This is a genomic window from Arthrobacter sp. S39, assembly GCF_004320525.1.
Classification (GTDB): Bacteria; Actinomycetota; Actinomycetes; order Actinomycetales; family Micrococcaceae; genus Arthrobacter.
Map to the genome: position 1 here is coordinate 1 of NZ_SIHX01000036.1, position 1,473 is coordinate 1,473.

The following is a 1,473-nucleotide window of genomic DNA, read 5'->3' on the forward strand; positions in this document are numbered from 1 at the left end:
AGTGAGAGTGTCCCTATGTTTTTCGTCAAGCTGCTGTGGGTGTTTTGCTTGGTAGAGGGTGCCGTCGCGGAGCATGGCGAAGAGGGTGTCGCAGCGTCGTCGTGCGAGAGCGATGAGGGCTTGGTTGTGGCGTTTTCCTTCGGCTCGTTTGCGGTCGTAGTAGGCGCGGGAGAGCGGGTCTTTGAGTGCGGCGAACGCGGAGAGGAACAGGGCGCGTTTGAGGACTTTGTTGCCTTTTCTGGAGGAGTGGTCGCCGCGGATGGAGGATCCGGATCGCCAAGTGACCGGTGCCAGTCCGGCGTAAGAGGCAAGGTGTCCGGCGGTAGGGAAGTCTTTTCCGGCGACTTCGGTGAGGATCCGGGCTGCTGTCCTGACGCCGACAGCCGGCATTGACGTCAGGACGGCGTGAAGAGGGTGGGCCTCCACGAGGGCTTCGACCTGGGCGTAGACGGTAAGTCGTGACTCATGGAGCCCGGCGAGCATGGCTGCGAGCTCGGGCAGCACGATGGTGGCGGCGTTTGTTCCCACGACGATGACTCTCTGTTGGCCCAGGGCCTCGATGATGTCATCGGCGAGGCGTTCACCCATCCGGGGCGCGAGTTTGGTCAGCCGGTTCGCGATCCGGCGCCGACCGGCGTGACGGAGTGCTGCGGGCGTAGGCCAGGTCCGCAGCAGGTCCAGCACCGCTGGATGGTCCAGGCGGGGTCCCAGCACTCTTTCCAGGGCCGGGTGGATTTGGGTCAGCAGGCCGCGGATCCGGTTCGCGGTCGCGGTGACCTGCTTAGCCAGGTCGTCATCGAAACCGCAGAGCATGCTCAGTTCAGCGATCTGCTCATCGGCCAACTGAACCGACCGCAGGGCGTGCGGCATGGTGCGCGCGGCCTCGGCGATGATGAACGCGTCCCGGGCGTCCGTTTTCGCCTCGCCCGGGTGTAGGTCCGCGATCCTGCGCATCGCCAGGCCGGGAAGGTAGCCGACCAGCATCCCGGCGGCCTGTGCCACAGCAACCGGAAGAGCGCCGATGGTCGCGGGCTGATCGACGACCATCAGTACCCGTCCGTGCGGCTCAAGCCCGGCCAGGATTTCCTGGATCCGGGCCTCGTCGTTCGGCAAAGCCTTATCCAGCAGTTTCTTCCCGGCCCGGTCCAGGGCAACGGCATGATGCTCACCCTTGCCGACGTCCAAGCCGACGAATATGTCAACGGTTTCGTGGTCCCTGATCACCTGACACCTCCAGTCGTAGTCCATTGGATACTGTGCCGGCCTGTCGCGGTGTCAGGGCCCGGCATCCACGTTACGCACGACGATCCCACACTGCCCTGCCCCTATTAGCGGTCTCCCTGGCACCTGCCCGCCCCGGTGACAACACTCTCAAGATCATGACCAACAGAGCGTCTCAATCATGCCGGGACCGGCAGGCCAGCACACCCATATCCTGCAACAGGAACGGGCTACGAAAAAGGTAACGAGCGT

The 1,473-nt window shown here is 64.1% G+C and carries 1 pseudogene; it reads right to left on the bottom strand.

Annotated elements, in window-relative coordinates:
* Window positions 1–1,289: pseudogene (locus EYS21_RS23220) on the bottom strand (IS110 family transposase); the annotation flags it as partial.
* Between the last annotated feature and the right edge of the window lie 184 nt (window positions 1,290–1,473).